13 protein-coding genes are annotated in these 24,967 nt (G+C 37.6%); all 13 read right to left on the bottom strand.

The genetic code is table 11. The annotated features are described in order from the left end of the window. Nucleotides 1-30: 30 nt before the first annotated feature. The 13 genes from IEW94_RS03215 to IEW94_RS03275 all read right to left on the bottom strand — a co-directional run bounded on the left by IEW94_RS03215 (nucleotide 31) and on the right by IEW94_RS03275 (nucleotide 24,916). Entirely contained in the window at nucleotides 31-1,296 is a 1,266-nt protein-coding gene (locus tag IEW94_RS03215; RefSeq protein ID WP_229669427.1) for a glycoside hydrolase family 17 protein, read from the bottom strand. A 15-nt stretch (nucleotides 1,297-1,311) separates the two neighbouring features. Then, nucleotides 1,312-3,132 carry a glycoside hydrolase family 3 protein gene (locus IEW94_RS03220; RefSeq protein ID WP_229669428.1) on the bottom strand — a complete coding sequence of 607 codons (1,821 nt, stop codon included), beginning with the start codon at nucleotides 3,130-3,132 and terminating at the stop codon, nucleotides 1,312-1,314. Between the two features lie 3 nt (nucleotides 3,133-3,135). Further along, nucleotides 3,136-6,591: a 1,3-beta-D-glucan phosphorylase, GH149 family gene (locus IEW94_RS03225; protein ID WP_188649897.1), complete on the bottom strand. Its 3,456-nt coding sequence runs from the start codon at nucleotides 6,589-6,591 to the stop codon at nucleotides 3,136-3,138. A gap of 74 nt (nucleotides 6,592-6,665) precedes the next feature. After that, nucleotides 6,666-7,985 carry a glycoside hydrolase family 2 TIM barrel-domain containing protein gene (locus IEW94_RS03230; RefSeq protein ID WP_188649899.1) on the bottom strand — a complete coding sequence of 440 codons (1,320 nt, stop codon included), beginning with the start codon at nucleotides 7,983-7,985 and terminating at the stop codon, nucleotides 6,666-6,668. A 13-nt stretch (nucleotides 7,986-7,998) separates the two neighbouring features. Then, complete coding sequence (locus IEW94_RS03235) at nucleotides 7,999-9,564, bottom strand: sugar porter family MFS transporter (RefSeq protein ID WP_229669429.1); 1,566 nt, start codon at nucleotides 9,562-9,564, stop codon at nucleotides 7,999-8,001. Beyond that, the gene (locus IEW94_RS03240) at nucleotides 9,545-11,065 is read right to left on the bottom strand and encodes a glycoside hydrolase family 30 protein (RefSeq protein ID WP_188649903.1); all 1,521 of its coding nucleotides are present in this window, start codon (nucleotides 11,063-11,065) and stop codon (nucleotides 9,545-9,547) included. Before IEW94_RS03240 ends, IEW94_RS03235 begins: the two co-directional genes overlap by 20 nt. A 97-nt stretch (nucleotides 11,066-11,162) precedes the next feature. Then, a complete protein-coding gene (locus IEW94_RS03245) occupies nucleotides 11,163-12,026 on the bottom strand; it encodes a glycoside hydrolase family 16 protein (protein ID WP_188649905.1) in 864 nt (287 codons plus the stop codon). Between the two features lie 33 nt (nucleotides 12,027-12,059). Beyond that, the gene (locus tag IEW94_RS03250) at nucleotides 12,060-13,925 is read right to left on the bottom strand and encodes an immunoglobulin-like domain-containing protein (protein WP_188649907.1); all 1,866 of its coding nucleotides are present in this window, start codon (nucleotides 13,923-13,925) and stop codon (nucleotides 12,060-12,062) included. Between the two features lie 14 nt (nucleotides 13,926-13,939). Continuing rightward, nucleotides 13,940-17,089: a glycoside hydrolase family 2 TIM barrel-domain containing protein gene (locus tag IEW94_RS03255; RefSeq protein ID WP_188649909.1), complete on the bottom strand. Its 3,150-nt coding sequence runs from the start codon at nucleotides 17,087-17,089 to the stop codon at nucleotides 13,940-13,942. A 284-nt stretch (nucleotides 17,090-17,373) separates the two neighbouring features. After that, complete coding sequence (locus tag IEW94_RS03260; protein WP_188649911.1) at nucleotides 17,374-18,255, bottom strand: glucan endo-1,3-beta-D-glucosidase; 882 nt, start codon at nucleotides 18,253-18,255, stop codon at nucleotides 17,374-17,376. 14 nt (nucleotides 18,256-18,269) lie between these two features. Next, nucleotides 18,270-20,363, bottom strand: a complete 2,094-nt coding sequence (locus IEW94_RS03265; RefSeq protein WP_188649913.1) for a phage tail protein — start codon at nucleotides 20,361-20,363, stop codon at nucleotides 18,270-18,272. Between the two features lie 19 nt (nucleotides 20,364-20,382). Continuing rightward, entirely contained in the window at nucleotides 20,383-21,873 is a 1,491-nt protein-coding gene (locus tag IEW94_RS03270) for a RagB/SusD family nutrient uptake outer membrane protein (protein ID WP_188649915.1), read from the bottom strand. 13 nt (nucleotides 21,874-21,886) lie between these two features. Next, entirely contained in the window at nucleotides 21,887-24,916 is a 3,030-nt protein-coding gene (locus tag IEW94_RS03275) for a SusC/RagA family TonB-linked outer membrane protein (protein ID WP_188649917.1), read from the bottom strand. Nucleotides 24,917-24,967 lie beyond the last annotated feature (51 nt).

The following is a 24,967-nucleotide window of genomic DNA, read 5'->3' on the forward strand; positions in this document are numbered from 1 at the left end:
TTATTTATGTTTAGTTAGTGATACTCTTTTTTATTGTTTTACAAATGGAATTTTAACACTTTCCATTAATTCATTTATGTTGCCATTGTATGTTTTGGTAATGGTTTTCCCGCCTCTTTGCAATCCATCAAAAGTGCCTTTATCAACCAAATCCCAAAGGGCATATTTTGCCTGGCCTTTTAAATTGATGAGTCCAAAATGGTTTTCAGACCCCAATGGATTGTTGGCATCTTTCCATTGCTCATCAAAGGCCTCAAAGTAAAAACATGACATTCCTGCTTTGTTGGTCCATTCTCGCATATGTTTGTAAAATAATGCTTGTTTATATTCATCAGCCGCTCTGGAGCCTTCTCCTTCTGGGCCATACAATCCATCTGAAATACTTGCCCAACCAGTTTCTCCTATGTGGATGGGTTTATCAAGACCAAGACTTTTCATATAATTAAAAACACCTTGGTATTGAGATATGGCATAATCTCTGGCACGCAACATAGCTGCATCTATTTTTTCTTTGTCTGATAGGTTTTGCTCGCTGTCTGGTATTTTCCAATAGGCCGGTGTGTAATGGGAATCATGGAATGGATAGGTGTGCATGGAAATAAAATCAACAGCTTTTATAAGGTTTTCAAGGTCTTTGGTGTGATATATTTCATCTCCACCTCCCCATGACGCAAAATTATCTGAACTGGTAATCCATACATCTTTTGGGAGTTTGCCTTGTGATTTTAAGTCCTGTAAATAATTGACCCATTTTAAAATGACCCCAGGTTGCACATAATAACTTGTTGCCCATTTTACCATAGCCTCATTGCCAACCGCTATCATTTTTACAATATCAGGGTATTGGTTTGCTAGGGCAGCAGCTCTTTCAATCTCTGCCGCGTTTTCTTGTTCGTCTTCAACGTCATGGTTTGGTGTAATAGTGTCTGTCCATTTAAATGCTCCTTCGCAGCTTATCCAGGCTCCAACCATAACATACATTTCAAAATTTGGGTCTTCTTTTTTTAGTTCTGAAATGGCTTTAAGTAAATTGGATACCTGTTGAAGTTTTGTATTGTAGGTTCTCAAGACCTTAACATCCATGGCAGAGAGAATCTTCATGTCTTCTTTAATATCAGAAACTGTAGGCTGGATGTCTCTTGTGTTTTCCCTGTATCCGCCATAAGACATAGCAATATAATTGGGGTTTCCCAATATGTCTGCAGCCGTGATTTCTGGCTTCTGATTGGTTTTAGAACATCCTAAAACAACTATTAGGCTGGCTATTGTTAGTATGCTTTTGATCATTGTTTTCATTTGCTAGATATTAAGTTAATAGCTTAATCCATATCCATATTCATACAAAGGTTTTATTGATTTGTCCCAGAAGTTAGGGCCAAACCGTCGGCTAAAATTTTCAACCGATCTAGGCCAAGAATGGGGCAGTTTTCCTGTAAAATTATACTCTCCAAAAAGCACTTGGGCTATACCATCGCCTTCTGAACCAGGCAGCCATGCTGCCACAAACGCATCAGATTGTTTTATCTGATCTGTAACCACAAGAGGTCTTCCTGAAATTAAAACAACCACTGTTTTTATACCTTTACTGGCATAGGTTTTAATATACTTTTGGTGTTCGGGGCTAAGTGTTAATTTATAGGTTCCACTACCGTCACCTATATCTCCAAAAAATTCAGCATAAGGTGATTCCCCAACCACAATAATAGCTATGTCTGCATCAGTATAATTTCCGGTAGCATCTTTATCATAAACAACCTCGCCTTCTGCAATGCTTTTTATACCATCCAAAATACTGGTTGCTCCTGAGTAATTTCTGGTTAAGCCTTGCCAATCAACAGTCCACCCTCCAGATTGAAGCCCTGTATTATTTGCATGCTCACCAACAACCACAATTTTCTTGGTCTTTTTATCTATTGGAAGTGCCTTGTTTTCATTTTTTAAAAGCACTAATGATTCCCTTACAGCCTGTCTGGCTATATCTCTGTGTTCAGGACTTCCAATGCTTTTAATGAGTGTGGAATCTGGAAACGGATTTTTAAATAGTCCTAGCCTAAATTTCTGTCTTAAAATTCTTTTAACTGCATCATTGATTCTATCAATTGATACCGAATCCTTTTCAATACCTTGCTTAAGGCCTTCTTGAAAATCATCCAAATCGCCATCAACAGCCATAATCATATCCACTCCGGCGTTTATCACTTCATTTTTGCCAAACCTTGAATATCCTTTCCAATCTGATATAACAATACCATCAAAACCCATAGCCGTTTTTAAGGTGTCCGTAATAAGCGTTTTATTAGCGTGCATAGGCATGCCCGATAGTGTATTAAAAGACACCATAATTGATCCAACACCTGCTTTTAGGGCGTCTCTGTACGGTGGCAATAATCGGGTATTAACCTCCTGCATGCTAATTGTTGTATTACCGCCTTCAACACCAAAATCTGTGGCACCATCCCCTATAAAATGCTTAGCGGTTGCCAAAACGGTCCGTCCATCTGGTAATTCTGCTTGAATGCCTTTTACAGCAGCAACGCCCATTTTTTGGGTAAGCTCTGTGCTCTCAGAAAAGGCTTCATAAACACGACCCCATTTTTCATTATATGGAATGGCCACACATGGCGAGAATATCCAGTTAAACCCAGTGGCCTGAGCCTCTAAAGCCGTAATTTTTGAGACTTTTTCAACTAATTCCTCGTCTCGTGTGGCACCCAATCCAATGTTATGAGGAAATATAGTTGCACCTTCAAATGTGTTTTGTCCGTGAACAGCATCAACACCAAATAATAGCGGAATACCCAATCGTGTTGATAATGCTTTTTTCTGTAATTGGGTGAACTTGGCCTGCCATCCTTTAGCGTCCTTGCCTGGCGCTGGGCCTTGGGTATGAATGACTGAACCGATGAATTTTGTAGCTATCTCATCTTCGGTTATATCATCAAAATGCCTTACTTGGGACATTTGTCCTATTTTTTCGTCCAAAGTCATTAAAGCCAGCAAAGAATCTACTTTCTTTTCAATGATAGCATTGGCATCAGATTCAACACGTTTATTTATGCATCCACTTAACATACTAGAACATAGACTTATTATAAATATGAGTTTAAATATGTATGTGTTTGTTAATTTCATGTATCACTTTACTGAAACTGTTATTTTGCTTACGGCTCCTGTTCTTTCAAATATTTTTTTACTAGTTTCAGCATCAAGGCTCAAGGTATCCAGTTGACTTGAGGAGCCATTTATAAAATCAACTGTTAGCTTGTCGGTTTTTTCCTGTTTGTAAACAACAGGTATTTGGCAATAGGTAAAACACAGTGATCCTGTTTCTAGTTTTACACTTTGAGCATTATTGTTTACATCAACATATTTAAATACCGATGGAGCCTTTAAAAACTCATTTTTTCTTAATAATCGAGGGTTAAAAAACAACTTGCCTTCTTTTACAAAAACACCTAATTCGCCTATACGGCTTAAAATATCTTCTTTTACTTGACCTGTCATGCCCGGTTGCTGAGCGCCTTTTCCGGCAGGTGTATGGGAGTAAGGATCTGTTGGAAATGCCCCATACAATTCTGGTGATTTATGTACACCAATGCCAGCATTGATTTCATAATAATGATCTAGCAATTTCCCAATAAGAACCTCGCTTTCATTATTGTGAACCGCCGTTAAACAATTTTCCTGAACCGCTAACAGCAACTTAGATACCATGTGCCAGTATATGGATCCCAATCCTTCATAGCCATAAAAGGTGCCTGAACGCCCCGTAAATGATTTATGATCAAACACCGATTCAAACATATCCAACAATAGTTTCGTATCTTTTTCAACAAGTGGTTTGTACTCTGCAGAAAGGTTCTGTAAGGCTCTTTTTAAACTATTGGCATTGTTGAAACTGCCATTGAAGTGATATTGACCCAAAACATCCTTTTCTATGATTTGTGCGTTGTCATTTTCAATTAATTGCTTGACAAGTTCTGACTTTTCAACACTTTCTTTTGGAATGTTGTTCTTTTTGTCAAATCTTGGCAGTTCTTTGTTGGGATATAAAATATAACTGTATTGGTCTGGTCTAAACAAATCACTACTTTTTAAGCCATCCAACAATTCTAGAGCCTCTTTTGGAGACAAATAACCAGCACTTAAAGCTGCTACCTGACCTTCTAACATAACCGGCAAATACGAAATAGACACCTCAGCATCATTTTCAATGGTCATTAAATTGTATGCATGATACAGGTTATCGTCACGCTTATTTGCCTTGATACTATGGTCAAGATATTGTAATGTAGTAGTTATAAAACCTAAGATATCTTGCTTACTTACAGTTGCTGTATGGCTTGAAAATCCGTTTTTATAAATTGTGGTTCTGTACTTGCTTCCTGCTTTGCCCAAACCATCCAAAACTGTTTTTCGGTCTGCGCCTGAAACTTTTCCTGAAAGTATCTGAATGTTTTCATTGAGTGTAGCCACCACTTCATTAAAAAACAAGGCAAGTTCTTTTGAAATTTCCATGCTTTCTGTTGTTGCATTTGAAACAATCTTTTCAAGGAAACTCAAAAAGCGGCGTAAATAATATAGGGTTACCATAGATACACCATTGCCTACCAAGGCATTATTGGCATCATTCCATTCTGGTCGTTGAGTATTTAACCAAATACCGCCTTCTGGAATAAAATTGGATATTTTTGCCAAAACGGTTGCCAATAGTTTTTCCATTAAATTGACATTGCAAATTGAGGAATTTGCATCTCTCAATAAAGCGCCATCGGCACCCAATTCTGATTTTTTATCCATGATTTTATGATGCAACTCATGGTCAAAATCTATGGTGTCTTTTGGATTGTTTAAGATGTCGCTATACGGTTTGATTTTGTAAGGCACGTTGGCATACACAAAAACATCTTTTTTAAAGTTGCTGGCCAGTTTATTAGGGTAATGACCTTCAATAAACTCCAAGAATTTAAGTAAGTAAATGATTTGATGATCGCCCCAATAACCTATATATGACCACGGATCGTGCTCTTCAATAACCTCCCAATCAAAACCATCTTTGGTTACCCTGTATGGATTATAGCCATCAAACGTAGTTGCGTTTAAAAACTTATGGATCATGCTTTCAATAAACTCTGGATAGGAATGAGCCAATGCTTCCCAGTTTTGAAAAATATCTCGCCAGTTCCCTTCATAATCAAGAATTTTAGAGCCGTCTATTTCACTTCTGGTATTAATAGAAAACTTGTTCCATGGCCTACTAGGGTCTCCATGGCGTCTACTGAACTTAAGTGGTAAGTATTCAAAACAAAGCCGCTTGAAATTTGTATCATTATGTTGCTCTGCTATTTGTTTTATATCATGCAATGAAAACAATTCAGGCATAGCTTTTAAAACGGCTTCTTGTTTTTTGAAAACTTCTTTATTGGCTTGGGCTATGTACTTTATAAAATCACGTTTTTCAATGTTATAATTATCATCAAAAATACCACCACGCATGATGTTGAACATGGTGTTTGAAAAATGCCTCGTATTGGTTTGGGTATCGGCCGTTAGTTGTAATCCATCAGAAGCAGCTCCAAGATTTATTAGGTTTTTGGTTCCTAAATCAATATCATCTTGAACTGTTTTAGTGATATTTTTTTGGTTTTTGATTAATTGTGAAATGTAATTGACACTTGTAATGGATTGATTAACGTTGGCAACAAACATCCAAGTACTCTCTGAATTAGCCTGTAAGTTTAATGTAGAAGAAATAAAATAGGCACCTTTTTCTGCCTTAACATCAGTTTCTTGAACAATTGGTTTTCCTTGTCTGAATTTGTTAAGTTGTAAGGATGATATTAAATACGTTGGGTTTGTCATTCCAACAGACCAAACAATATTGGCCTTTAGTGCTTCACTTGGTTCAGCCTTATCAACTATAAAAGCACTTAACGCATAAATGCCCAATCCTACTTCTTTTTGAAGTTCTGATTTTTTATAGGCGTCAACCAAATTGCTCTTACTATTTTGTAAATCAGCTCCAACACCAGAAGGCAATAGGTTTTGTAATCCGTCAAGAACTGTAACTGAAACGCTGGTTTGCGCATGGTTTATAAGTTTTGATTTTTTTACAAATCCGTACTCATTGCTGGAATTCCATTGGTATCTGAATGTGAGGTTGAAATCGTGATTTGTTTCTTCAAAAACAATCTTATTGCCATAGGTGTTTTTATATAAATTCCTGGTTATATTGTAGACACCTTCATAACGGTTGGAAAACGGTTCCCATAAAAATGTTTTATTGTCTTTATGTACTTGTAAAATTGTTTTACTCCCTGTAATTTCAGTAGACTCTGTTATTTTGTCATCGGTGTAATACGGAAATAATGCCGATTCGGAATCTTTTCTTCCGGCAGATAACCCGCCATTGCTTGATATGAACATCCAGTGGTTGGAATCACTGATTATGCTCATGAAAAAAGGGCGCATGGCATCGCTATTTGAGATTTTATAATACTGCTCATTTTCAAAATTCAATAGCTCTCCTTGAATTTCATCATGTTTAGTACATGTTTTTGAATTCCCTATATAAATTGTTGTATCACTCATTAATTCTTTTTTTACTGATTTTTTTAAAGCCTGATGAAATAGAGCATTGTCAAAAGGTTTGTTTTTCTTTTTTTTTAAATAACTTTAAATGGAATATTTGCCGTTGCAGCATGATCAAAACCATCATAAGCGTAAACAAACAGTCTATATGCTCCTGGTTTGGGCGCTTTAAACCGTAAGGTTCCATTTTGGTTGGTTTTTATTTCTATATCAATATTTTTTGGCCGTTCTTCTTTGTCGCCTCCATCATGTAAATCGGTGCTTTCTTCCAAGACTTCCCAAGAATAGGTAATGGTGTCATGCTCATGGTCCTTGATTATTGCCAGTGCTGAAATTTCTTTTCCTGATTTTGTGGTAATACTATCATAAGCCGTTTTGTTGTTTAGCGTAAATGATTGTATTTGTGGCGTTCTGTTTTTTGGCCACTTGCCGTTCCATAAATAATGCATCACATCAACAGATTCTGTTTCTTTGCCATCTTCCAAAAACAATCCATACCAAGTAGGGGTTCTCTCTTGTTTTTGTCCCCAAAGAAAAACATATGAGCCCAAACATTGTTTGGTGTCTGCTTCTATAACTGTTTTATAACGTTTTAAATAATTAGCAGCTTTAACGGTACTGTTTTCTTCTATAGGTGCTCCCCATTTGGTCAAGGGCACTTCCCAATGGCCAGTAGCTCCCCATTCTGAAATAATATAAGGGCCAGTCCAATTATAATCTTTAATTAACTGAGGGAGTTTAACTATAGCTCCATAGTATTGGATAGACAACACGTCTAAGTCTGGGCATCGTTCCTTAATGTTTTGCACGTCTTGTTTTGAAAATCCGGCAAGAGGTGTTGTTGTTAAATGATTGGGGTCTATTTCATGGATCATTTTTGAAATATCATTAACGGCATCCCAAACTTTTGGGTTTGTAGCCCTCAAATTCAATTCATTTCCTATAGCCCAAATCATTAAAGCTGGGTGATCTTTAAGTTCCAGTACTTCTTTTTTTATGCGCTCTTTTTGAGCCTTAACAGCGGCTTCATCATTATAATCAAACCCATGGCGCTCACGTGCCACATCAATTCCCATGGTAACCATCAAACCGTTTTTTTGAGCTTCATCCAAAACCTCTTTTCCGGTTTGTTTTCCGTTATTGGTGCGCCATGTTCTAAATGAATTTCCGTTGTGTTTTGCTAAAGCAGCAATATTTCCAAACTCACAGCCAGCGCCATCTATATAAAAAGGTTTGCCATTAACCATTAATTGATACGCTCCGTTTGAGCTGTTTAATGTGACTTTTGAAGGTTTGTTTGTGCTATCCACTAATGTATCTGTTTTTTTTTGGTCCTTTTTACATGAACAAAGACATAAAGCAGAAAAAACCAACACTAAAATCCCTTTTCTCATTTTTTAAAAACGTTTATGATCTTATTAATAATTCCTCTACTTGTTCTAGTGTTTTTCCTTTTGTTTCTATGACAAACTTATATACAAATAAAACCGCGCACATTGAAAGCAGCGCATATATGGCAAATGTGGTTGTTGGCCCTAAACGGGACAGTTCCCAGGGAAACACCTGGGTTACTGAAAAGCTTACCAGCGAATTAAAGAACCCCACAACCGATATGGCAATCCCTTTTATCTTGCTTGGAAACACTTCAGAAATGAGCGTCCACATAACAGGGCCCAGCGAGATTGCAAAAGAAGCCACGTACAGCAAAATAGCCATCAAGACCAAGGTGTCATTTATCTGAATGAAGTTTTTGATTTCATTTCGTTCAAACTCCAACGCGTCTTTAGGGGTCAATAGCAGTTTTAATTCCTTGAACAATAAGGATTGGCTCTCAAATGACCTGCCTTTTAAATCCTGCAATGCCATCTTGATTTCAGTGTTATTGACTTTTTCAAGTGTCTTCTCATTAAAATCATAGGTGGCATTGTTAAAAGCAAAGGTTGCCATCAACAATGCAATGGTCATACAGGTAGTTCCAATAAGTAATAATGGCTTTCTTCCCAATCTGTCTATAAGCCAAATGGCAACCAGTGTAAACACCAAATTTGTGAGCCCTACAACAATGGCTTGAAGAAAAGACGAATCCGTACTGCCGCCCGCTTGTTCAAATATGGTTGGCGCATAATAAAAGATGGCGTTGATTCCTGTTATTTGTTGGAAAAAAGCAATGCCCAGCGCAATTATCATAATGGTTGCATATTTACTGCTCAACAAATCTTTGAGCTTGCCCTTTGTTTCTTTCTTTGCAATACCACGCTGAATTTCCTGTATGGTGATTTCGGCATACGCTTCACCACCTATTTTCATTAAAATTTTTCGTGCCAAAGCTATGTTGTTCAACTTAAGAATGAGCCATCTGGGGCTTTTGGGCACCGTAAAAAGCGAGATAAAATATATGATGGCCGGAATGGCCTCAACTCCCAACATCCACCGCCAGCTATCCGTTCCAATGTCAACCAAAAAGTAATTTGAAAAATAGGCCACCGAAATGCCTATTACAATATTCAACTGATTGAAAGACACAAGGGTGCCCCTTAACTTAGGTGGGGCTATTTCGGCAATATAAATTGGGGCTATCAAAATAGCGCCACCAATGCCTATGCCACCAATCATTCTGGCAATGATAAATTCCGCATAACCTGTTGCCAAAGCAGACCATATTGCTGAAATACTGAATAATGCCGCTACGATAATCAACACTTTTTTTCTTCCTAACCAGTCACTCATGGGACCTGCCAGCAAGTTTCCGGCCATGGCGCCAAAGACAACACAGCCTACCGAAAACCCAACCATGGTTGGGGTCATTTCAAAATAAATGGTGATACCCTTAACGGCCCCAGAAATAACGGCACTGTCAAATCCCAATAAAAAGCCGCCCAGCGCCACTATTAAACTAATTAAGATAGTATATGACTTGTTCATTTTTACCTTAATACTTGGGTCTTTTATGTCCTTATTTACCATCTTGTTCATTGCTTTTTAGCACAATACTTTGTATTGAATGCGGTAAGAGTTTTAGCTGAGCTGTTTGGGTTTGCACGGTCAAACTGTAACTTAATTGGTTTTCGCCAATGTTCATTACCACAATAACCAGGCTGCCATCTTCATTTTCAAATGCCGTTGTTAACAGACTGTTTGTGCTGGATGCGCTACTTATTCTTTTGGCTCCTGGACGGATAAATTTTGAGAAATGACCGATATAATAGTAGGAATCTGTGAATGTTAGCTCTCCCGTTTGAGTGTTCCCATGAACGGGCGAGAAACAGAGATTGCCTACATGGTTTGGTCCACCAGTTTGGTCCAAAAGTATGTTCCAATCTGTCCATGCCACGGTTCCGTTATTGAAATCATGAATCATCGATTTTCCGTAACGCTCGGCCAATTTGGGGTCTTCGTTTTCTATTCTACTCAAATCATAAGCTTCATTGCACCCTTCTGTAAAAATCAAATGTTTGTCAGGATACGCTTCTTGAACGCGCTTAACGGCATCGTACATGGGGATACCGTCCTTCCAGTCTTCATACCAATGAAATCCGGTGCCCCAAACATATTTTGCCACTTCTGGATCGTTCAAAATAACATTGGCTCTTTGGAACATCAAGTCTCTGTTATGATCCCAAACAATAATGTTTTTATCTCCCAAACCTTCTTTTTCCAAAGTTGGCCCAAGATAGTTTTTAACGAAATCGCGCTCATCCTCTGCTGTGTAAATGCAAGACTCCCAACGTTGCACGGCCATAGGCTCGTTTTGAACCGTGAGTCCCCAAATAGGTATTCCCTCTTTTTCATATGCCTTGATAAACTTAGCGTAATAACTGGCCCATGGCTGAAAAAATTCTGGCTTGAGCTTTCCGCCGTGCAGCATATCATTGTTTGTCTTCATAAAGGCGGGCGGGCTCCATGGGCTTACGTACATGGTCAATTTTCCTGCTGTGGCAATGGCTTTTTTTATGAAGGGAATGCGATATTGCTTATCATGAGCAATGTTAAAGGTCTTCAAATCGGCATCGCCTTCATCTATGTAAGTGTAGCTCTCGCTTGAAAAATCACAACTGTGAATATGGGTTCTGGCCAGTGAATAGCCTATTCCCTTGTCAACACTAAAGTAAGCCTTAATAAACGCGTCTTGCTTTTCCTCTGGAAGCTTGTAGAAGGTTTCTGCTGAAGCATCTGTTAACGCGCCTCCAATCCCTAAAAACGTTTGGAAATGCTTGCTCGGGTCCACTACAATGGACGCGTCTGTCTCTTTTGGCTGTTTGAAATCAGTGAATTGAATAGGGTCTGTTAAAGACAATCTTAAATTTGTGTTGTGAGCTGTAGTGAATACCTGACTTTTCATATTGGACACATCCATAGGCTTTTTAAGATTTTGAATTGGTGATTCATTACTTTTGGTCTTTGTGCAATTCGTTGATAAAAGTATCAACAGTGCCAGACTTGATTTAAAAAGAATATCCTTGACTCTTATTTTCATCTGTTCTATTACATTTTCCTTGACAGTATTGTCCGGTTTGATTTTAAGAAAAAGGTTGGCTTGATGAAAAACCAACCCTAACATTATGTGATGTATTTTATTTATAAACTCTTACATAATCCACCAACATGGTTTGTGGAAAAGATGTTTCACTATTTGGTGAACCCACAAAACCACCTCCAACAGCTACATTCAAAATGATATAAAACGGATGGTCATACACCCATTCTCCAGTTACATCTTCAGGTGTAATTTGGTTGTATAATACATCATCAACATAAAAGTTTATATAGTTTTCTCCCCATTCAATACCAAACACATGAAAATCTGTATCAAATCGGTCATTTTGTAAACTATAGCTTTTGAAAATAGATTGACCACCTGAGTAACCGGGCCCATGTACGGTACCTTGAACAGTTGTTGGTTCTTGTCCGCGGTACTCCATGATGTCAATTTCTCCGCATTGTGGCCAAGAAACTTCATCTGAATTAGCCCCCAACAGCCAAAAAGCTGGCCAAATTCCCTGTCCCCAGGGTAATTTGATACGCGCTTCAAAACGGCCATATTTTTGGTCAAACAATCCTTTGGTCAAAATTCTTGCCGAAGTATACTGCGACCCCATGAATGACTCTTTTTGAGCTGTTATCTTTAGCATTCCGTTCTCAACTTTTATATTTTCTGGGCGGTCTGTATAATATTGCAGCTCACTGTTACCCCATCCGTTGTCACCTGTTCCAATATTATAGTCCCAAATAGCTGGGTCTGGAGCTCCGTCTGTACTGAATTCATCCTGCATCACCAAGTTTGTAAGATTTGTGACTTTCTGTGTCTCACTGGTTGAACAATTAAAAATCACAAGAGGCAGCATGATTACAAATAAGCATCTTGCTAAAAGCCATATAAATGATCCTGATTTTGTGCGCTTATTTGTTTCTGATTTTATTTTAAACTGATTTGTCATATCGCTGGTTTTATTTTATGAAATACCTTCTTTTTAATTATGGAAATAAATGTTGTCCAAATAAATATCTCCATTACCATCAAATTTAAATTGAATAATATCAGCCAAGTTTACCGGATTGAAATCTGTCAATGGAATTTCTAAGCTTACCCAGCCTGATGCCGTTGGCACAGAAAGCGCTTTAGCCTTTTCTACAGGGCCCGTGCTTATTAAATATGCATTTAAAGCCGTTGAATTTGCCGAGTAATAATCCAAGTGCAGATAGGTCATTCCTGACACATCTTGGCTACTGCCCAATTGAAGTCCTTGATAGTTTAATCCAGCATATTTTAGGGTATTGTTTCCTTCAATAGGCACTTGTGTTACAACGGTTGCTTGTCCCCAATTTGGGTTTAAATCTGAACCAGCAACATTGGTGTAGGCATCACTAAAAATTGATATCACATTTCCTGCAGGAACTGTAGGACTAGGTGCCGCTGTTGGGGGTGTTGTTGGCACTTCATAGAAATATATGTTATCTACATAAATATCTGTTATGGTGGCATCAGAAACAAACACCACTTGTGCCAAATTGGATTTACCTGTTAAGGTAGTCAAACTCGCCAATGGAATATCAATACTGGTCCAACTATTAGCATTTAAATTGGCACTTGTTAATTTAACTTCACCTGATGAATCATCACCTGTCCCAAAAGTATTGTCAGGGCCAATATCTGCCAACCTAACAATGATATAATCAGTTGGGTCAATTGTTCCTACTACCTGAATATCCACATGAAAATTGGTCATCTGAGAAATATCAATAGTGGGTTTTGTAAATTGGATACCTACAAAGTTTAATTGAGAGTATTTAATGATATTGTCATTATTGATTGTAATATCATTTTGCCCTTGAGTTGTTTGGTATGGCGCCCAATAACCGTTGTAATATTCTACTGGCTGGTTGGTATATGCATCACTAAAAATAGAGATTACATTGCTAGGGTCTTGGGTAGGTGTAGGTGCAGCTGTAAAATTACCTAAGGACTCTAATGTTAATGAACCCCTGGCATCAACACCTCCTAATGTTGCTGTTATCACTGTTGTACCTGTGCCAACTACCGAAACCTCTCCTAGTTCATTAACTGTTGCAACACTTGGATTAGAAGACGTAAAAGCAAAATAGCCAGGAGCTGCTGAAACCGTTTGATTATGACCTGAAGCCGTGTTAAATGTTTGGGTAAGCCCCGTTAATTTAGTGGCCGAACCAATAAATGTCTGTTGACTTACATCAGCTCCATTTAAAATTGATGGCATTGGATGGGCCAAAGTTCCCAACTTTTCAAATTTTAAGTCATCAATCCAAAATGAATAACCTTTGCCATCTTCTGGTCCTTCTGCATACCAAAACATACCTGTTTCTTGTGTTAACTTTGAAGCGTCTGGTATGGGAATAATGTATTGTCTCCAATTGGTTGTTAACTGAAAGCTTGTGCTTACTTGGTATTTATTCTCACCAAAATCTTGGCCAAAACCAATTTCATTTATGGTTCCGCCTTGAGTGCCTTTTGCCCAAAAGGTTAAAGCGTCATATCCTGATAAATCTCTTCCGGTGGCTGTACGGAAAATAGCGCCCGCATAAGCTCCGTCTGGATCTCCCACATTAGGTATATCAAAACGCATTGCGGCAGAGCCATCATATTTGGTCTCAGTATCTACTGAAAACGCTTTAAAATAAGAATCCCCAAATGGATAATAGTCAAGTCCTGAGCTAAAACCATCAATAAAAACATCTCCGTTTTTTGAGAAACCCGCTAATACCGCATCGTCTGAAATATCTCTTTGACAACTAATCGAAGTCGTTAAAATCACCCCAAATAGGAATATGATTTTTATGTAAATATATTTTCTAGTTTCCATGTTCTTTTTTTTAATTATTTCCCAATATTGATATGTATGTACGTTCTTATTTCCCATTCATTTCCATCGTCAAATCCAACGGGGCTCAAAATAGGAGCTGTAGCAAACTCGCTGGCTGTTTGGTTAGGAAGATATCTAGGAGAATATTGGTTCAGTGAACGCCAAGTTCCTCTAATTCCAATGCGTGTGCCAGGTAAAATAAACCAATTTGGTTTACCTACCGATGTTGATATGTCCAACATCAACTGTACAGGAAAGGTTAAGTTGAAATCACGGTGATAGTCAAAAGGCCCCCAATCATTAATTTTGAAGGAATGCACTATTTTGACTTTATTGTAAATTAATCTAATGTCACCTCCAAACCTTTCAATTAATCTGCTGTCACTACCATTGGCTTGGGCATTACCAAAGTAAAGATTGGCAATCAATCCCAAATCTGGGCTTATCTTAGAAACGATACGAGAGTTCGCTTCCCACAAATCATGAGCAGGTGCAGAGTTTGGAAAAGCAAATGAGGTACGATTGCTCAAAAATCCGATAGCGGCATCTTGGGTTGTTGGATAGTGATTAAAAACAAAACCAAAATTCATTGCTAACTTTGCGTCTTCAGCTCTATCATTATCCCATTCATAAAACCAAGTGCCTGGAGTAGGATCATAGGTCAATAAAAGTTCTCCTGCTGTTGTTTGCCTGTTTGCCCGAACGGCAAATGGATCATCCTGAATATTTCTTAATCTGCCAGGAGCTTGCACATCATTTGGCATAGCGGCTACAAGCGGTTTTTGCCATAAAAAGTTTGGTGCTACTTGAAAATTGCCGAATGTGAGGGCGAAACCTGTTAAAAAGTTGGTTTGGTTACCACTTCCGGTATCTTTTAATCTCCAACCAGCAAAGGTTTGTGTTTGATCGGCACCTCCATTGGCAACCAAGCCTTGTGCTGCTGCTTGGGCATACCAATTAAACTTGCCCTTTTGATAGGTTATTTTTGCTTTACCTCCCCAATTGTCTTTTGAGGATATTTTATCTTCTTTGATGATGTAGTTGCCAGAAGTACCTCCGTCAACAACCTGAAATGTTCTTCCGTTTAAAGGATCTCCTGCCCAAATACCACCAAGTTGAATTCCAAAACTTCCAAAATCCCTTTCTATGGACAAAGTTGCCCTGCGTGTTTTTGGAAAAGGAATTGCTCCTGATGTAACAGCTTGTTGTCTTTGTTCTAAATCTTCATGGTAAATACCCGTTACATCGTATTTTCCTAATTTAGTGCTATATTTTAAAAGAACTGCTGGGTTTGCTCCCCACCACAATTGAGGTCCAAAGGCTGCTTTTAATCCGTTCAAGCTCTTTTTACCGTCAATTTCAAAACCTGATATCTCACCATTATAAATATCTAGATTGGGACCATAATTAGCTTCAGGATACAAACCAAACAAATCGCCTTCATATCCCCAATGATAATGGCCTGTTCTGTAAAACCCTCTTAAGTCAAAATCTTTGGCATTCCATTCATACTCTGCGCTATATACTTGAACCCTATTAGGATCGGATATATCAACAGTACCATCAGGAGTATTTACAGTTTGAGGACGACCTCTATTTTCATAAAAAATTTCATCAATAGGGTTTTCTGCAACATGCCCCAAGATATTAAAGTTAACATTGGCCCTCATATTAGCTGAAGGATTTCCTTCAAAACCAACATAGTAAGATTGCATGTGGTCAAACCCTAGTTTATTGGGATACACATTTGCATTTGGATCAGCTTCATCAGGTGTTGTAATTAAACTCCCTCCCGTGTTATATGTAGTAAACTCAGCTCTTAAATTACTGACTTGAATTTTATCATTACCCTCAGAATTTAAAGCTGCTTTATCACCACGAGCCTTTAAAACGGCATCCATTAAATTGATGTTTGAAAAATAATTGTCAATAAAGTCAATATTTACTCCATCTTCATAGGGGTTTAATTTATGCGCTTCTTTTAAGGCATAATAGGCAGCGCGTGGGTATAAATCATACAGTCCTCTGGAATTGGTTGGCCCTTTAGCACAAATGCCAAACCACTCTTCGTTCATATTGTTTTCGCCTGCTTTATAATCTATTTGATAGCCTCCATTACTCCAAGATGCATCATTATCATGTATGTCTGCATTTTTACGATCATTAAAACCATATTTCCACCAACCATCACTAAACTGAAAGGTGAATCCTCCTATTGAGTTATTGGCTTTTCCTATACCTGCTGCATTTTCATAGATTTCTTTCCAGTTTCCTAAATCATAATAGGCTTGCATTTTTTGATCTTCTTTGTTATCAATAGCATTAAATGCATCAGCTCCAAACTCAGTGAACATAACAGGTTTATCAAGTTTCTCCTTGACAACCTGAAATAAATCTGTGAAAGAAACACCACGATATGAGTTTACCCCATATATATCAACATCTTTACATTCTTCTGCAATAATATCTATGAACAGTACATCCCCGTTACAGATTGCAACTGGATGAGATGAATCCAAAGCTTTCATTCTTTTGGCAGCTTCGTTCATCAATTTATACATAGGTCTTCCTCGATGTTCACCAATAAACTTCTTTTCTTCATCACTATCAGGAAAATCCTCAGTTTCAGCACCTGCCCAAAAAAGGCCATAGTTGTTTTCGTTACCTATCAAGTACAATAAAAGACCCGGAGTGTTTTTGTATTCTTTTACCATATTGTCTATTTCTGATAAAAGCTCCTTTTGCGTACGTGGCTCAGAGTAAATTGTAACAGGCGTCCAAACACCATCTAATGTGAGCCCATAACGGCCAAAAGGATCGTTAAGAACAGTATAAATACCATAATTTTCATAAATATATTTAATCCATTTTGCAGGAACACCAGTATACTGGCGAATGACATTAACACCCATATTCTTTAAGAGTGACATATCTGAATCCAGCCCAGCTTTAATGATATCATCCGGGTTTTTCCAAAAATTAGCATTAACTGTATTTGTTCCAATAGGAATATAATCCCAGTTCATGCCATTGATCATAAAATCCTTTCCGTTTACTTGTAATTTCATTCCTTCATCATCATTCACAACAGATACCTTACTGGCTTGAGCAAAGACTCCTAGAGTAAACAAGAAAAGTGCTAATCTTATAAAATTGTTTTTCATAGTTTTATTTAGTTTAAGTTAGTCATTCATAAATGTTTAGTAACCCTTTACTGTATTTTGTTTAAACATACCTGAGGTTTGCATACAAGTAAAATATTTCAAAATGTCTTGTTGTTGTTGATCAAGGTTTGATCTTTATTTGATTTAATCCTTCAATAATCAATACATATAACTGTTTATTGAAAAATTAGATCTTTTTAGCTGATTTTTAATAAATTAACTAAAAAAAACAGAAACAACCTAACAACAATTAATTGGTTGTTTCTGTTTTTATAAAAAAGGTCTTATTCTGGAATTAATCTGAACCACCAGTCAAAAGTTCCATTGCCATCAGCTGATTTTAAAACCATTTCGTTGGCAGAGCGACTGAATATGACGTATTTATGGTTTCCTCCTATATAATAGCCAATAAAGCCAAGTCCAGATAAACTAATAGTTTCTACTCCTCCAGGAGCAGATAACGACCAGCTTGCAGTATAGGATGCATACGGATATTGCTCAATATCATCTCCATTGGCAGTACCACCAGATCCTCCTAATTCATCAATTAGTCCTTTTCTTCCAAACACAAAGCCATCGGCCCCGGTGTCATGTGTAAAGGTGCCATCAATGTTAAAGGTGTATCTGTCATCATACATGCCAGTAGCGGCTTTGTCTCCTGGTGCGGCCCCATAATATTGGAATGGATCTCCTCCAATTGGACCTAACCCAAAATGTTGATTGACATCAGCAGCAATTTTCCATGTTCTCGAGCTATCGGCTGTAAGCATGGTTAATAAATCTGCTGGAGGCGAATATGTTGATAACACCTCTACTTCAACCGTTTTACTGGAAGAAATACCACCTCTACCAAAAGCAATAACCGTTACCGCGTAGGTATTTAAACCTAATGTTCCAAAACTATAGCTTTGCATTCCGGCTGGTGCGGGTCTGATTTCACCATTATAAACATATTGATAGGAAATAGCATTATCTGCTGAAGCCATAAAATTAACTTCACCACTACCGTCTCCATTGGGGTTTGTGGCATCTGCCCCAACAATATCAACTGTTACCTGAATGTTTGAGGGAGCTATTAAGTCTCCAACAGCATAGTCATCTTTTTGACAACCTGTTACTGCTATCAAGCCTAAAAGACTTATTAAAAAATATTTAAATGTTTTCATATGTTTCGTTTTTTCTATTTATGAAAATATAAGTTATCAATATAAACCGTTGCGCTTCCGCCGTTAGTGTCAAAAAGCAACTGTGTTACTTGTGATCTGTCTATGGCATAGGTGTCTAAAACTAACGTCACGCTAACCCAAGTGCCTTGTGTAACCATTGGAAGGAATTTAACGTCTTCTTCAGTAGGAATGTTTGGAACTGCTTTGACTAATTTTAATCCAAGTTCTGTTGCGTCTGGCGTAAAGTAATCAAAATGTACATAAGTCATTCCTGAAAGGTCTGTTGGATTAGCATAATCTGTTACGATACCAGTATAGTTAAGAGCATCATATTTCCAGATATTATTCCCACCAATGTTCACCTCAGAAAGAGTCGTTGTTTGGCCCCAATTTGGGTTAACTTCACTCAATGGAACCCCTGTGTAAGAATCACTATAAATTGAAACTACGTCTGCTGAACCTATTGTTGGAACCGGAGCTTCAACGGTTGGCTGAGTACTGCTTGTTTCAGAGTAAAAATAAAGGTTATCAATATATACTTTGGCACTTCCACCATTGGTATCAAATAACAATTGTGTTATAGCAGATCTATCCAAGGCATAATCACTTAACGGAATGGTTACACTTACCCAGGTTCCCTTTACTACATCTCCCACAAAATTGATGCCTTCTGTTCCTGCAACCGTATTGACTAATTTAAGACCCAGTTCTGCGGCGTCTGGTGTAAAGTAATCAAAATGTACAAAGTCCATTCCCGACAAATCTGTTGGATTAGCGTAATCTGTTACAATACCCGTGTAGTTCAAAGATTCATACAACCACATATTGTTACTACCAACACTTACTTCTGTTAAAGTCGTGGTTTGTCCCCAACCAGGATTAAGTTCGCTTATTCCTACAGATGTGTAAGCATCACTATAAATAGACATGACATTACCTGCGCCATATGTTGGGTTTGGTGCTGCTACATCAGGAGCTGTTGCAATTTGTGGTTCTTTCCAGAAATAAATATTATCGATAAACACGGTTCCGGCAGCCCATGGCGCACCAACAAACTTCAATTGGTAAATTTCATTTACTGTAAGTCCTTGGTCTGTGTAAGCAGAAATAGGAATGTCAATACTAGTCCATTCTCCTGCGGTTAAATCGCTCACAACAGGTTTTTCTGTTGAAGCTGATGGCCCATTAATCAATGAGGTTTCTATTGTTGAAACATCTGCTGTCCAAACATCCAAGTGAAGGTAATCCATGCTTGATACATCAACAGTTGTCCCGTCAGCTAAAGCAATCCCTTGATAACTTAAATTAATGTATTGTAACATCTCGTCTCCGTTCAAATCAAATGTAGCCCAACTACTTCCTTGTCCTCCTTGACCCCAATCTGGAAAAAAGTTTGTACCAGGAACGTCAGTATACCTACTTGAGTAAATTGAAATCACATCGGTATCAACACGTGTTGGTGGCGTTGGAGCTGAAGCAATAGGCTGTAAAATTTCAGTCACTTCAAAATCGGTAGTATATTCTGTTGTGGCTATAGCAGCACTTTTAGCAACAACTCTAATAGTATAAATTCCTGGTGCTTGGTAAATGTAAGAAGCTGTTTCACCAATATTTGCTGACACAGGGGTGTCGTTTCCTGGTTCTCCAAAATACACGTCATAAGACAGACCAAAGTCAGCCGTAGCAGTCACGTTAACCTTTTTGGATATAGCAGCATCATTTTCAATAGTTACCACTAAATTTTCTGGCGCTTTAAAAGACACTACTAAATCTTGAGTTACGACACTTTTTAAACCTGTTAAACCAACAGCTTCAACGGTTACGGTATAGCTACCCTCAGCATACGTATGGTCAATACTTTCACCTTGTTTTACAATAACTGGTTCTGCGGTATCATCACCTAAGGTAATGTTATAAGACACAGCACTTGTGGCATTTGGCGTAATAGTAACAAGCCCGGTATTATCTTGGGTAACCTGAAACAAGGCCGATATATTTGATGGGGCTACGGCGGTAGATAAATAATCGAAATTATCATTATCATTGGTGCAATTTGCAAAGACCAATAGTACCAAGCAGTAGCCTAATAGATATTTTAATGTTCTCATAGTTTTAAATTTTTTGTTTTTAGTATCCAGGATTTTGTTCCCATCTATTTCCAGCTAATTGTATTTCAATCAAAGGAATAGGGAATACTTCATTTTTACCAGCTTGAAATCCATCGATTTCTTGTGCTGCTCTTCCGGTTCTAACCAAATCAAAGAATCGGTGTCCTTCTCCTACTAGTTCTACACGACGTTCGTGATAAATAGCATTTGTTAAATTGCTACCAGTGAAATTAACATCATGTGCGGTATCTCCAAAAGCACGTCTTCTTACCCTGTTCAAATAAGTCTGTGCTCTAGTGTCACTAATGCCGCCTCTATTTAAAGCTTCAGCTGCCATTAATAATACATCGGCAAAACGAATTGCTCTGTAATTATTAGGGTTTGTAAGGTTGGCATCACCTGTATTAAGGTCTCCTTTACGAGCGATGTATTTTCTGTTGTAATACCCTGTATGCTCATATCCTGTAGAAAAAGTTGCTCCGGTTGCACTTGCCCAAGCATCAATGTCTAAAATAGCGGTGTTTTTTCTAACATCGTCACCATCTTCAAACTCATCAACTACTTCTTGTGTAGGCACATTAAAGCTAAATCCAGATTCAAATACAGGTCCAGTATAGTTTCTTATACCATTAAATCCAACGGCTACGTTACCTTCACTACATTGTAAGCAACCAAAACCGGCACCTTCTTTATCGGTATATTGTACTTCAAAAACAGACTCTATATTGTTTTCATCATCATTCTCAAAAATTGGGAATATTTCCAACCCTTCTACTGTTCTAGTTTCAGTCACTAAATCATACGGGCCATTATTGATAACATCTTCCAATACAGTGGCTGCTTCAGCAAACTTATCTTGATACAAATACGCTTTTCCCAATAATGCTTGTGCGGCACCTTTGGTCACTCTTCCTTTTTCTGATTGTGTGTAAGGCAAGTTGGCTGCAGCATAAATCAAATCTTGTTCAATTTGTGCATAAACCTCTGCTTTAGGGGTTCTATCAATGGTGAATTGGTCTCCAAATTGGATTCTTTTGTCAACCGCTAAAGGCACATCTCCAAACCATTTTACCAATTCAAAATAGTAATAGGCTCTTAAAAATTTTGCTTGAGCAATTACATTGTTTTTATTTGGAAAATCTGTTTTATCTTGAAATTCCAAAATAAAATTAGCTCTATTAACACCACCGTACATCCAGCTCCAGATATCTCTTAAGTTGGAATTGTTTGGAGTATGTCTCATGTCGTCTATTTCCTGAAAACCAGGAACGTCAGTTGCACTTTCACCACCACACAATGTGTTATCTGATGCAATTTCACCCAACATGACATTTACGTAAGTAGATTGTAATCCATCATAAGCTGCAACTAATGCATCTTGATAGTCAGCTTCTGAATTAAAGTAATCATCAGAATTTTGATCCTGTGACTTTACATCTACAAAACTATCGCTACAAGAAACCACGAGTAACATAGCGAAGAATATATTTATAAGTTTTAAATTTTTCATAATCAATCCTGAATTAAAATTTTAAGTTAGCTCCTAAGAGAAATGTCTTTGGGCTAGGGTAAAACCCTTGATCAATACCGCCTCCAATAGGTGCGCCAGATGACGCCGTTGGATCATAACCTCTATATTTTGTTAGGGTTACCAAATTACTGGCAGATACATATAATCTTAATTTACTGATTTTTGAGTTTTTAAATGCATTTTCAGAAAATGTGTATCCTAACTGTACATTTTGTAGTCTGACAAATGAGCCATCTTCAACATAAAAATCTGAAAACAAGGTATTGGAATTAGCTCCTGTAGTCACTCTAGGTGATGTGTTGCTGGTTCCCACTCCTGTCCAACGATCTAAGTAATAAATACTTTTGTTGGTCAAGTCTTGGTTACGTTCATAATTACGTACAATCTCATTTCCTACAGATGCAAAAGCATAGGCTACAAAATCAAAGTTTTTATAATCCAATGACAAATTAAGACCCATGGTTGCAGCAGGCAGTGGGTTTCCTAAATTGGTTTTGTCATTATCATCAATAACACCGTCGTTATTCAAATCAACAAACTTCAAGTCTCCCGCTTGTACTCTATCAGTAATAGTTGGATAAGCATCAACATCAGCTTGGGTTTGAAATACACCATCTGTTTTGTATCCTCTAAAGTATCCTATTGGATAACCCGCTTCCATACGTGATGGAGGGTCTTGACCTACTCCAAATGATCCTCCAGCTATATAATCTCCTTCACCACTTACAGAAATAACCTCATTTTTCAAAGTGGTTACGTTGTACTTAACACTTAATTTAAAGTTGTCGCTTAAGTTTTCAGTATACCCAATGGCAAATTCAAGCCCGCTGTTCTCTACAGTACCCGCATTCACAACAGGTGGCGATGCGCCTGGAGCTCCAATTCCCAAAATTCCAGAAACCTGAGGAACAACCAATAAATCTTCGGTACGTTTTTTAAAGTAGTCTGCAGTAATATCTACTTTATTGTTTAAAATTCTAATATCTGCACCAACATCAAAAGTTTTTTGCTTTTCCCAACGAATTTCAGGGTTTGCTACTCGTCCTATTGCTTTTCCATAGACCAACTGGTCATTAAACACATACGTACCTTCCCCGTCTAATAATGATACATATCCAAATGCTGGAATTCTATCATTACCTAAAACACCATAAGATGCTCTGAATTTTAAAAAGTTTAGGAACTTACTGTCGGCCAAGAAATTTTCATCAGATGCAACCCAACCAATAGATCCTGAAGGGAAATACCCAAATTTATATTTTGGCCCGAATGATGATGATCCATCACGTCTTACAACTCCAGAAATAAGATATTTTCCTTTATAGTCATATTGTGCTCTAGCAAAATAAGATAATAATCTAGTGTCAAATCTTGGATCATACCCTCTGCCAACATTAATGTTTTCTATATCTTGAGCATTTTCTATTGAGGCATTTTCAACTCTATTGTCTCGTATATCGTAACCTCTCACACCAGTAAACAACCCAGTAGTTTTATAAACTGATGTTCCTAAAAGCACATTGATGTTATGGATATCGTTTATTTTGTTGGCATAGCTAAGGGTTGCGTCAAAGGTGTAATCCCTGTAGTAATCCAATCCATCAAAAATTTCACTTCTATCCTTATTAAATACTTTACCACTACCATAATTTACAATAGGGCTGAATATTTTGTGGGATACTTGTGAGTAATTAAACTGAATATTGGATTGAGCTGTAAAGTGGTCAAGAAAATTATATGACAACCCTGCATTTCCACTTAACCTGAACACTTTCGTTCTATCATAGGTATTGGCTGTTTGCGCAATTGGGTTGATAACCTCATTACCCAGACCTTCAGCAATTGTATAGTTTCCATCAGCATCTTTAACTGTAAATGTTGGAGCCATATTCAATGCGTTGAAAAGAACAGAGCCCAATGCATTTTCATTAAGATTCTTTTTATCTGTTCGCATTAATGTTAGACCTGATGTCAATTTGAAATGATCTAAAAAGTCTAAATTATAACTTGCATTATTGGTAAACCTGTTAAAGTTTGATTTATTCCCTCCAACAATACCATCTTGAGTTAAAAAGGATGTACTGTATGAATAGGAAGACTTTTCACCTCCTCCTTTAAATGTGATATTGTGATTGTAAATAGGCGCATTTTGAAACACCTTTTTTTGCCAATCTGTTCCTTTGCCTAAGGTTGTTAAATCTGTATAAGGTGGCGTGCTGCCTCCTGCGGCATAAGCCTCGTTTACCAATACAGCATATTCCGTAGCATTTAATACTGGGATTTCTCGTGTGGTTTGTTGAAAACCTGCATAAGTATTGTATTCAACCGTTAAAGGCATTTCTTTACGCCCAGTTTTGGTTGTAATTAAAATAACACCATTAGCAGCTCTAACACCATAAATACCAGCAGTGGCATCTTTAAGGATGTTAATACTTTCAATGTCACTAGGGTTTAAAACACTAAGGTCTTCAATAACATTACCATCAACCAAAATTAACGGTCTACTATCACCATTGGTGGATACACCCCTAATACTGATGGTTGACGCTCCACCTGGCGAACCAGACTGTGAGGTAATGTTAACCCCGGCAACTTGCCCTTGCAAAGCCTGCTCAATTCGTGTAGGCTTAAGGGCCTCTATTGTTTCTGAACCCACTACCGATACTGCTCCGGTAATTTCCTTTTTAGTTTGGGTTCCATAACCAATCACTACAACCTCATCAAGCTTAGCAATATCCTCTTGAAGAGTGATTGTTAGTTTTGAGTTGTCATTTACAATAATTTCTTTGGTTACATAGCCTATGTAACTAAATGTAAGTGTTGAGCCTTTTTCAACATCATTGATAGCAAAATTACCATCAAAATCAGAGACTGATCCTTTTGTGGTATTTTTTACTAAAACATTAACTCCAGGGATTGGTATTCCACTTTCGTCCTGAATGGTTCCGGTTACATTAACATTCTGCGCACTACTGTATGCAATGAAAAATAAAGCCAGAAGTTTAAAGAGAGTGTGTCTCATATGAAATTAGTTTTTTGAGTTTTGATAAAAATACTTACTCATATTAAAGAA

This window comes from Yeosuana aromativorans (genome assembly GCF_014646655.1).
Lineage (GTDB): Bacteria > Bacteroidota > Bacteroidia > Flavobacteriales > Flavobacteriaceae > Yeosuana > Yeosuana aromativorans.

Excerpts from the sequence above, each read along its gene's own strand:
- IEW94_RS03240 (WP_188649903.1), bottom strand. The coding sequence starts at position 11,065 with ATGAAAATAAGAGTCAAGGATATTCTTTTTAAATCAAGTCTGGCACTG.
- IEW94_RS03235 (WP_229669429.1), bottom strand. The coding sequence starts at position 9,564 with ATGAACAAGATGGTAAATAAGGACATAAAAGACCCAAGTATTAAGGTA.
- IEW94_RS03265 (WP_188649913.1), bottom strand. The coding sequence starts at position 20,363 with ATGAGAACATTAAAATATCTATTAGGCTACTGCTTGGTACTATTGGTC.
- IEW94_RS03215 (WP_229669427.1), bottom strand. The coding sequence starts at position 1,296 with ATGAAAACAATGATCAAAAGCATACTAACAATAGCCAGCCTAATAGTT.
- IEW94_RS03255 (WP_188649909.1), bottom strand. The coding sequence starts at position 17,089 with ATGAAAAACAATTTTATAAGATTAGCACTTTTCTTGTTTACTCTAGGA.
- IEW94_RS03230 (WP_188649899.1), bottom strand. The coding sequence starts at position 7,985 with ATGAGAAAAGGGATTTTAGTGTTGGTTTTTTCTGCTTTATGTCTTTGT.
- IEW94_RS03250 (WP_188649907.1), bottom strand. The coding sequence starts at position 13,925 with ATGGAAACTAGAAAATATATTTACATAAAAATCATATTCCTATTTGGG.
- IEW94_RS03275 (WP_188649917.1), bottom strand. The coding sequence starts at position 24,916 with ATGAGACACACTCTCTTTAAACTTCTGGCTTTATTTTTCATTGCATAC.
- IEW94_RS03260 (WP_188649911.1), bottom strand. The coding sequence starts at position 18,255 with ATGAAAACATTTAAATATTTTTTAATAAGTCTTTTAGGCTTGATAGCA.
- IEW94_RS03220 (WP_229669428.1), bottom strand. The coding sequence starts at position 3,132 with ATGAAATTAACAAACACATACATATTTAAACTCATATTTATAATAAGT.
- IEW94_RS03225 (WP_188649897.1), bottom strand. The coding sequence starts at position 6,591 with ATGAGTGATACAACAATTTATATAGGGAATTCAAAAACATGTACTAAA.
- IEW94_RS03245 (WP_188649905.1), bottom strand. The coding sequence starts at position 12,026 with ATGACAAATCAGTTTAAAATAAAATCAGAAACAAATAAGCGCACAAAA.
- IEW94_RS03270 (WP_188649915.1), bottom strand. The coding sequence starts at position 21,873 with ATGAAAAATTTAAAACTTATAAATATATTCTTCGCTATGTTACTCGTG.